The sequence below is a fragment of the Microcystis sp. BLCC-F209 genome (genome assembly GCF_041928595.1).
Taxonomy (GTDB): domain Bacteria; phylum Cyanobacteriota; class Cyanobacteriia; order Cyanobacteriales; family Microcystaceae; genus Microcystis.
Genome location: NZ_JBHFLL010000119.1, coordinates 1 through 9,160, shown reverse-complemented (window position 1 = coordinate 9,160; position 9,160 = coordinate 1). Strand labels below are relative to the sequence as shown.

11 protein-coding genes and 1 tRNA gene are annotated in these 9,160 nt (G+C 42.0%); 1 reads left to right on the top strand and 11 read right to left on the bottom strand.

The window, feature by feature from the left end:
- Positions 1-109: 109 nt before the first annotated feature.
- Positions 110-415, bottom strand: a complete 306-nt coding sequence (locus ACE1AQ_RS07725) for a hypothetical protein (RefSeq protein ID WP_253257719.1) — start codon at positions 413-415, stop codon at positions 110-112.
- 6 nt (positions 416-421) lie between these two features.
- Entirely contained in the window at positions 422-658 is a 237-nt protein-coding gene (locus ACE1AQ_RS07720) for a hypothetical protein (RefSeq protein ID WP_008202290.1), read from the bottom strand.
- Positions 659-1,254: 596 nt separating this feature from the next.
- Here ACE1AQ_RS07720 and ACE1AQ_RS07715 point away from each other — a divergent pair.
- Positions 1,255-1,839 carry a hypothetical protein gene (locus tag ACE1AQ_RS07715; RefSeq protein ID WP_008202288.1) on the top strand — a complete coding sequence of 195 codons (585 nt, stop codon included), beginning with the start codon at positions 1,255-1,257 and terminating at the stop codon, positions 1,837-1,839.
- A gap of 335 nt (positions 1,840-2,174) precedes the next feature.
- Here ACE1AQ_RS07715 and ACE1AQ_RS07710 read toward each other — a convergent pair.
- The 9 genes from ACE1AQ_RS07710 to ACE1AQ_RS07670 form a co-directional block, all read right to left on the bottom strand.
- Positions 2,175-2,259 (bottom strand) — tRNA-Leu (locus ACE1AQ_RS07710).
- Entirely contained in the window at positions 2,238-3,125 is an 888-nt protein-coding gene (locus tag ACE1AQ_RS07705; RefSeq protein WP_008202285.1) for a M48 family metallopeptidase, read from the bottom strand. The genes ACE1AQ_RS07710 and ACE1AQ_RS07705 overlap by 22 nt, the downstream gene beginning before the upstream one ends.
- Entirely contained in the window at positions 3,118-3,537 is a 420-nt protein-coding gene (locus tag ACE1AQ_RS07700) for a M48 family metallopeptidase (protein ID WP_110544769.1), read from the bottom strand. The genes ACE1AQ_RS07705 and ACE1AQ_RS07700 overlap by 8 nt, the downstream gene beginning before the upstream one ends.
- A 119-nt stretch (positions 3,538-3,656) precedes the next feature.
- A complete protein-coding gene (locus ACE1AQ_RS07695) occupies positions 3,657-4,394 on the bottom strand; it encodes a sulfite exporter TauE/SafE family protein (RefSeq protein WP_008202281.1) in 738 nt (245 codons plus the stop codon).
- A gap of 31 nt (positions 4,395-4,425) precedes the next feature.
- Positions 4,426-5,193 carry a proteasome-type protease gene (locus ACE1AQ_RS07690; protein ID WP_008202279.1) on the bottom strand — a complete coding sequence of 256 codons (768 nt, stop codon included), beginning with the start codon at positions 5,191-5,193 and terminating at the stop codon, positions 4,426-4,428.
- Positions 5,194-5,311: 118 nt separating this feature from the next.
- Complete coding sequence (gene fabG, locus ACE1AQ_RS07685; protein WP_002782849.1) at positions 5,312-6,088, bottom strand: 3-oxoacyl-[acyl-carrier-protein] reductase; 777 nt, start codon at positions 6,086-6,088, stop codon at positions 5,312-5,314.
- A 141-nt stretch (positions 6,089-6,229) separates the two neighbouring features.
- The gene (locus ACE1AQ_RS07680; protein WP_008202276.1) at positions 6,230-7,129 is read right to left on the bottom strand and encodes a lysophospholipid acyltransferase family protein; all 900 of its coding nucleotides are present in this window, start codon (positions 7,127-7,129) and stop codon (positions 6,230-6,232) included.
- A 446-nt stretch (positions 7,130-7,575) separates the two neighbouring features.
- Positions 7,576-8,223, bottom strand: a complete 648-nt coding sequence (locus ACE1AQ_RS07675; RefSeq protein WP_253257720.1) for an SH3 domain-containing protein — start codon at positions 8,221-8,223, stop codon at positions 7,576-7,578.
- A gap of 300 nt (positions 8,224-8,523) precedes the next feature.
- Positions 8,524-9,160, bottom strand: a 637-nt coding sequence (locus tag ACE1AQ_RS07670) for a M10 family metallopeptidase C-terminal domain-containing protein (protein ID WP_374808172.1), incomplete at its 5' end; no start/stop codon positions are given.

The window sequence follows — 9,160 nt, the reverse complement described above, 5'->3', positions numbered from 1 at the left end:
GGGAGCATCCCACTTTTGCAATAAGAAATTGTACTTAGATGCGAAATGCTTAGATGGCAAGCCTTTTCGGGAGTTCATAGATTTTTAACGGTTCTCTAAATTGTGTGATTCAAACCAGAATCGTTACTACAAAAGCCTTCTCCCCCTTCCGAGCATTTATACTCATTACATAATTGGGATGCTCCCGATTGTAAAGCTCTCGATTGATAGAGCTAATCCTCTCTTCCTGAAAATTAGCTTTTCTAAGCAAATTAACGGAGATTTCATTAATAACTTGAGTGCTAATAATCAAGTTTGATTCTTCAGTAATAGAAGTGGCAATAATGCGCTTTCTTTCTCTTTCCAAAACTTCTATTCGTTGATCCTCAAAGAACCGATAAAGCCAAATGTTAGTATCAATAAAGCTGGTTAACATTTTTATTTACGATTGGCGATTATAAATTTCATCACGAGAGAGAAATCCAGAGACTTTAACGGGATTTTCGGTTAAATCATCGATAATTTCCTGATTTTTGAGTTCTGAATTCGTTCTAGTCGTCGTTTGTTTGATCACAATAACTTGAACTTCGCTGTCTTCCCTCAAGTCCTGTTGGTATTCTTCGGGAATTTCGATAATACCTTGTTTGATTTTGGCTTTAAATTCCACTGCATTTAACATATTGTTGCTCTCGATCGACTGTCTATAGGATTAATTATAACAAACCTTGGTTAATCCCAACAGTTCCTTCGGAGCAAAAGTCCGCAGATTGGCATTAAAACTATTCTTTATTACTGGGTGAGCGCATCTCAAACGCTATTGATAATTGGCCGATTTTGTGATAGACCTGCCTATAGGAATGTCAAGTGATAATAGGCAATCAGAATAGTGACAAACTCGACCTATTTAGTCGATTGTTACTTAACAATTGAGACGGCAAATTCTACTCAAATATGCCTGAATCGTGGGCAAGCAACTCACACAAAGTTAATTTTACCAAGGATTGTTAAGATGCGCTTACGGGAGCATCTCATTTATGCAAGTGAGTAATTATACTTATCTATAAAACTGGTTTCTAGCAAGGCTTTCAAAATAGCTTGACATAAAAACCTGATTTAGGGGTTACAAAGGTGAGATGCTCCCTGCGCTTACCCTGTACCCCGAATAGGGTATTCTATGAAGATAGATCAGGCAGTGGTGCAATTCAGACTTGAATTAGCGCAACTCTTACATGAGAGTGAGATAATAGAAATATGTACCCCAGAATAATCCTGTAGATGGCATTACCTCGTTATCAAGTCACCCTTCAAGATCAATCTGGTTCTATTGGACAAGCTGAATTAACAGAAGCAACTCAAGATGATATGCCCTCATTAAAACGAGGAGAGTGCGAATTCTATTGGGAGTCTTTCTGGGAAAAAGCCGATTTTCAGTATCAGGCAATAGTTAAACTGACACTTAATGGAAAGTGTTTAGGTTTAGTTCATTTTTCGGCATTTAACGACTCTGTCGAAGATATTGAAGAACTTAAAAATAAGTCTCCAGAGTATATATTCATCGATTATCTAGAGAGAATTGATAAACAGACATCTTACAAGCCAGTGGGATTATGGTTAATCTGGTATGTAGTCAATATGGCATTGTCGCTATGTACTGGGGATTGTCATGAAACTTTGATTTTGCTGCACTCTCTCTCAGAGGCGATCCCCTATTATGAAAAGCAGGTTATGATGGAGGGTATCAATTGGGTAACACTAGCACCAGGAGAGGAAGGCTATGCTTTCAGGTTTACTAAACAAGGGGCAAAACAGTTTTGCGACAGAATCCAACAGCGATACAGCCCAGCAAAATTCTTTGAATGAAAAATATTTATCTGAAGATGCAAGTGACGTTATAAAAGCTGGCTCTAAATCTTACATGAATTATCGAGAACGGGCTGAATGGTTGAAAAAGTTAAAACAGCCGAAACAGGAAAACTAGGGTTAACTGTGATCTTTCAATATAAAATTCCCCTGAAAAAGGGGAATTTTATTTATCTTGTCTGATGGGATTATTTAGGGCTTCCAGTAATATTCAGCAAACCCTATATACTGGTCATCATTCATGCCATCGCTAAAAGCGAGGGAAGAATGCTGACACTAAGTTAAAATTGCGGTAACGCACCATAAATTCTTATGCTTGGTTTTTGTCATTTTAATGGGCGGAGTCGGACTCGAACCGACATGAGGGGCTGCCTCGCCACATTTTGAGTGTGGTGCGTCTACCAATTTCGCCATTCGCCCTTGGCCTTAGCTTTATCATTATAACCCATTTTTGAACCCTTTAACAAATTGTGATAATCGGGGGAACTGGCCCAACGATCGATTTCTCGCGCGCGCAGGACGGGGAGGGGATGGGTTAACTGTTGGGTTTGCAAACCCTTTAACATTTCGCCCATTTCCGAGGTGCTGACGGCATCGTAGGACTTGGCCTGATCGATAAAAGCCTCTAAATTTAATAAAGGTGCCAGACTGGGGGAACCTCCGGCTAACTTCATTAACACCGACATGACGATTTTGGGGTCTTGAACTGCCAATAAAGCCGCTCGATCGCAGCTAAACTCGGCGCAGCGCACCCATGCTAACATTCTCTCCTGTAGGGATCGTGCTAACATTGTCCCCCAATTGGGCAGCAATCCCGCCGCTAGGACCATAATATTGGCTAAAGTCAGATAAACGCCGTGTTCACATTTGAGATGACCTAATTCGTGGGCGATTACCGCTTGAATTTCTGCGGGAGTCAGCATTTCAATTAGGGAAGTGTGCATCACCATAAACGGTTTTTTGCCGCGCATGGCGAAGGTATAGGCGTTAGGAACGGGGTTTTGTTGAATGTATAATTGAGGTGGTTCTAAGTCGAGAACTCGGCAAGCTTCTAGGAGGAGATTATGCAGGTCGGGTAATTGTTTTTCCCCCACCAAAACACTAGCAGCAATATTATTTAGGTAAAAGAATTCCTCAGCGACGGAACCTAACAAACTTCTCACGGCTATATCTAAACCGGGCAACTGTTTAAGGGAGTTAGTCGCCTCTAGGTCGATGGGATGCCGAAAATCATTGGCTTTTAAGCCTAGTAATAACTGTTTTGATAATTCCATATTCTTATTCATTTAACCAAACTTTAACGCGTTCTAAACTTTTCCAATCGGGTTTTCTAGCTAAACCATCGGCGATATTTTCATCCACTTCTTGGCGAACTTCTTTGTTTAAACTAATTAATTGTTGCACCAGTTCGATATGTTCCCTAACTCCAGCGGTTTTGGTTTCTAACATAGCCAAAACCAAATTGATCCGGTTTTGGGGGGAAACTTTATCGAGTTTTACGGCTTTTTGGGCGGCTTTTAGGGCTAATTCCGGTTTATCGGTGAGCATATATAACCAAGCCAAACAGGACCAAACGGCGGCATTTTTAGGATTGCGATCGCTTAATTCTTTAAATTCGGGCAATAAACTGGCGGCACTTTCTCCCTGTTGGTAGCGTTCTAAACCTTGTTCGAGGGTAAAATTGGCGGTTTCTGTCATTTTCAGTTGCGGGGTTAATCAAGGAGCAAATCTAACGGTGATCGGCGTATTACACTGTTTTAGTACAATTTGCCTTTATTTAGTATTCTAGCAAAATTTGTCCCCTTGTCAGCAAAATTTTAAAAAACGATGCCCCGTTCTCGCCAGATCATCAATAGGCCACTCATCGAAACGAATAACATCACTGCTTGTTTAAATTGTTGGGGACTCATTTTTTCTAAAACTTTTTGTCCTAACCAATTGCCCGGCCAGGCCGCTAATCCTAATAATAAACCGTAACCAAGAAAAGGCAGATGTAAAACTCCAAAAGCTGCGTAGGCGATTAATTTGGCCACATGAACTACTACCATGTGAACGGATTTCGTTGCCACCATTGGCTCTTTAACTAGCCCATAGTTAATATAAAACAGGTTCATCATCGGGCCGGTACTGCCGACTAATCCCGACAGGAAAGCGTAGATAAATCCCGAGGGCATAAAATACCAAGTTTTAATCTCAAAAAAACGATTTTCTTCTTGGGGAAATAATTGTTTAAGCGAGGATAAAACTAGAAAAATTCCCAAAACTAGCGGCAACCATTTGAATTGTAAATGGGCAAAGACAAAAGCACCGAGGGTAGATCCCATAATTGCCCCAGGTAAATACCACACCGTCGAGGGCCAGTCAATGGCGCGCCAATACATTCCCATGCGTTGGACGTTACCGAGTAGCATCCCCGTGGTTAAAACTGGAGGAATGACGGCAGCATCGAGAAACCAACCTAAAACGGGGAGTAGAATCAGGGGGCTGCCCCCACCAGCAAGGGTACTAAAAAACCAAGCTAGACTACCTGCCAACATCAAGGTAACAATGATCATCGAATTGTCAAGTTAAGTTAAAAAGATCTACTTAATCTATTATGATATCTTCTTTGGGGTCTTCATCGGTATAATGCCATTCCACATTGGGCATAGCCTCGAAAGCTTGCCGGACGTAATCCTCCCAGAGTTTCCGCATTTTGGCTAGGTAGGGGTCTCCTAGACGCAATTGTAACTTATGACGTAGGCTTAGGCTATTCGCTTCATACATACTCAAATAGATGGGCGGTCCGACGGAAATATTCGATTTCATGGTCGAATCGATGGAAAGTAAGGCACATTTAGCCATTTCCTCTAGGGGTGTATCATAGGTAATGGTGCGATCGAGAATCGGTTTACCGTATTTAGTTTCACCTATCTGTAAAAAGGGCGTTTCTTTGGTGGCTTGAATATGATTTCCTTGGGGATAAATCATGAATAATTGCGGTTCTTCTCCTTTAATTTGTCCCCCAAGAATAAACTTACATTTAAAATCAATATTATCTTGTTCTAGCCAAGTTCTTTCCCTAGCTTGTACTTGACGACTTTTATCACCGATATAGTGGGCGATATCGTAGAGATGAGTCAGAGAATGGAGATTTTTATCCTCTTGATTGTGCAGATCTCTTTTTAGTTCGTGAATCACTCCTTGGCTAATCGATAAATTCCCCGATGTACAGACCATAATTACTCTTTCTCCCGATACCGAAAAGTCAAATAATTTCCGATAGGCCGAGATATAATCGACTCCCGCATTCGTGCGAGAATCCGCCCCCATAACAATGCCAAAACGATTGATAATTCCTAAACAGTAAGTCATTTTAAATTATAAATTATGAATTATGAATTATGAATTGGGAAGTGGGGAGATGAGAGTGCCAGAGTTGGGATAAAAAAGCTAAATTCTGACGACCAACGACTGATAACTGATAACTGAATTAAGCCATAACCATACCACCATCGACGTTAAAGACTTGACCGGTGATATAAATAGCGGCGGGATCGGCGGCTAAAAAACGCACCATTCCAGCGACTTCTTCCGGTTTTCCATAACGGGAGAGGGGGATATATTTGAGAATTTCATCTGCTTTGAGGTCATGAGTCATATCAGTTTCAATAAAGCCGGGGGCCACGGCATTAACAGTGATGCCTCGACTGGCAAATTCTTTGGCTAAAGTTTTCGTTAAACCGATAACACCGGCTTTAGCGGCGCTGTAATTAGATTGACCCGGATTACCCATCAAACCGGATACAGAAGTGATGTTAATTATGCGGCCGCTTTTCTGTTTTAACATCAATTTACTGACGGCACGAGTGCAGAGAAAAACCCCGGTTAAATTGAGATCGATGACCGCTTGCCAGTCTTCTAATTTCATTCTTAACATTAGCGTATCCCGGGTAATGCCGGCATTATTAACTAAGACATCAATATGACCGAATTTTTCCTTGGTACTATCTACTAAATTATCCACTTCTTCGCTTTTAGCCACATCTGCTTGTAGAGCTATTGCCTTTCCCCCAGCTGCGGTAATTTCTTCAACAACGGCATCGGCAGCACTGCTAGATTTAGCATAGTTCACCACTACAGTAGCACCCTGGCTGGCTAATTCCAAGGCGATCGCTTTACCGATCCCTCGCGAGGCCCCAGTTACTATGGCTACTTTGTCTTGTAAATGCTGGCATTCTGCGGGTAATAGTTTCATAATTTTCTGCATTCCCCAAATAATCGTCAAATCTCAAGAGAAAACTTTGTACTGATAACTTTGCTCAAAACACTTCATTATCTCACAAGCGGGCCAATCTGACCGCAGCAATGCTCAAGTGTGATCGCTCTGTCCCCACTTTCCTCTATAGTATCAGGGAGAATTGGCTGCCACTAATTGATCGAGTTGTTGCTGCATCAAATAACAGACTTTCTCATAACATTCGCGTACATAACGGCGGTCCCGGGCCGCTTTTTTGCCGTAACGTTCAAAAATAATTGGGGGACAAACCCGGGTATGTATCGGTACGGGTAAGGGAATATTCGGCAAGGGACCGATAGCTAGTCCCCAGGGTAAACCGAAATAGATGGGACAGGTTCCGGGGTCAATACCGAAGGGCCAAGGCATACCCTTTTTATGCAATTCTTTTAATTGAGGATAAATATCGTCGAGGACAAACAGAGTCGAGTGAGCGCCGTGGGAAATGGCGGGAATAATCGGCACTTCGTACTGTAAAGCTAGTTTAACAAAAGCTAGATTACCGGCAAAATGAATTTTATTTCTTAAACTGTGGGGACGGAAAACATCCGTAGCACCTCCTGGATAAATTAGGACACTAGCGCCACTATTCAAAGCAGCGATCGCCATTTTGGGATGAGCATGAATAGCTCCCATTTGGGCCACTAGATGCGCTTGGGATGGAAAAACTCGCCAGACTCGCGAATCCATCAAACCATAGACTAAGCGATCGCTGCCAAAGCGCTGAAACCAATCATACATCATCATAAACATATCGGGGGCCGCTAAACCGCCGTTATGGGAGCCGATGAATAATACCTGTCCTGAGGGGGGAATATTTTCCCAACCATCGGTTTTAACCCGAAAATAATGGTGATAAAACCAATCCAGAAGGGGGACAAATTTTTCGATCACTTGCGGATCGCGATCCTCTAATGACCAACCCGTGAGGGTATCAACAGGGGCCTTGGCCGCTTGTAGGGATAATTCGGCAAAAGTGGCCGTGGATGAGACAAAAGAGCTAAAAATCTGCATTGATGGCCAGTGGATAATTTAATCGCATCTTATTATCGCAAATTTCGGTTAAAAAACCCGCCATTTAAGAACGGCTTTCCTTGATCAATAATACAGCACTTAAGAACTTGCAAGGGCGCACCTCCCACAGAAGAAATAAAATAACTAGGGGATTAAAGAGCATCTTTCCCATCTGATTTAGGATCACCAGCTTGTCCATATCTGCGACTAGAAACGACTCTAAGACCGATAGTCTCTCAGCTAGGAAAAGGATGTTTCCATTCAATTAATTTCTAAGCGCGAGTAGAGAGATTTTTTGGCGTGGTTGAAGGAATAGAGGACGGTTTACGCAATCCCCTCGCCTTCGGTTTCTACCTTTGAAAGGGGAGGTAGGGGGGATACCTAAGAAGTTATTTTTCAATTCTTGATTAGGAGCTATAAACCCAATTTTTCCGTAGGTTAAGTTTTTAGTTTTTACATAAAGAAACATTTTCATTGATGCCGGTTTTCCCCGTTAATATCCAGCCTTCTTGTGGTGATTTTATGACCACCCAGTTCAGATTATCATTGGTTGTAAAGATTATTAAAGGAAAAAATTCGCCTTTAATCATTTGGCCACTTTTAACGATGCCTAAAGGACGAGAATTAGTGGTAGAGTCTTCATAAATTATTAAGCCATTTTTCACGGAACTATTAACGCGCAAGCAAGGAACAGTTCCTAAAGAGGTGTTATAGGCAGTAACAGTATTAGTGCCTTTGAATTGACCATTTATCCAACAGCCATATTGTATTTTTCCCGAACCTATTTGATTGATGTCATTATCTAATCTCCACCAGTAGGTTTCTTGTTGTTTCTTCTCTGCATTGGGGGTGTCAACTTCGCCAAAACATAATTGCTGTAATTCTAGTCCTGCTCCTAAGTCCATATTGGAGAAACCGAAATCTATCTTTGCATCGGTTAATTTATCCCAACGTTGCCATAGTGTCCAGCCTGTTTGGGGTTGATTATTGGAACCATTCGGATCGCCTATTTCTGCTTGTGTCTTTATGGAGAAAAGGTTGATCAAGCTATAAATTGTTAAACTGAGTAAGCTGGTTTTTAAAATGTTTGACATTCTCATCTTGAATTATTGTTTAGAGGAGTAATAGAAAGTAATGATCAAGCAGGATTTGGAGAATAAACCCCTAGTAAGGGGAAAGAACAGAGCAAAAACCGAGAGCGAAAGATAATTGTTTAAGAAGTAACACCCCAGAGGGTTGCTTCTCCCACGGGATTTCCCTTCATCCTTGATGCTTTATCTGCTCTGAATACAATTTAATCTGGTATCAGCAGAAGTCCCATCACTAAAAGCGAGGGACTTCTGCTAACACTCATTTAAATGCAGTAAGAGCGTATTGCCTCAAACCAGAGGATGTCACAGCACTATACTGGTGACAGGTAAACTATACACTCCAGCGACCGCCAATTGAAAGTCGCTGACTGCATCGCCGTTGGTATCCCCGCAAAGGATACCGCCGTCAAAGCGCAGTTGTCCCGCTTGACCTGAAAAATCCGAGGCACCAATAAACGTGAAACTCTGATTACCAGCGTTGAGGGAGTTGGCATCGATGGCAGAGATGTCAATATAGCGCAGTTGTCCCGCTTGACCTGAAAAATCCGAGGCACCAATAAACGTGAAACTCTGATTACCATCGTTGAGGGAGTTGGCATCGATGCCAGAGATGTCAATAGTATCAAGACCAGTATTGAAATCGAGGATTTTGTCTTGGTTTGCGCCTTGACCGATTTCATCAAAGGTGTTGAAGATAAAACGGTCCCGACCTTCACCTCCCGTTAGTTGATCTGACCCTAATCCTCCGATAAGAATGTCATCACCACCGCCACCAATAATGACATCATTACCAGTGCTACCAGTGATATTATCATTCCCCCAATAGCCATTGATTTGGATATTGTCACCGACGAAAGCAGTATTAGAGAAGTCGAGGTTATTGGCACTCCAATCACCGACAATGGTGACTTTTCCTGTTACTCCTGTCCCGTCGATGGTT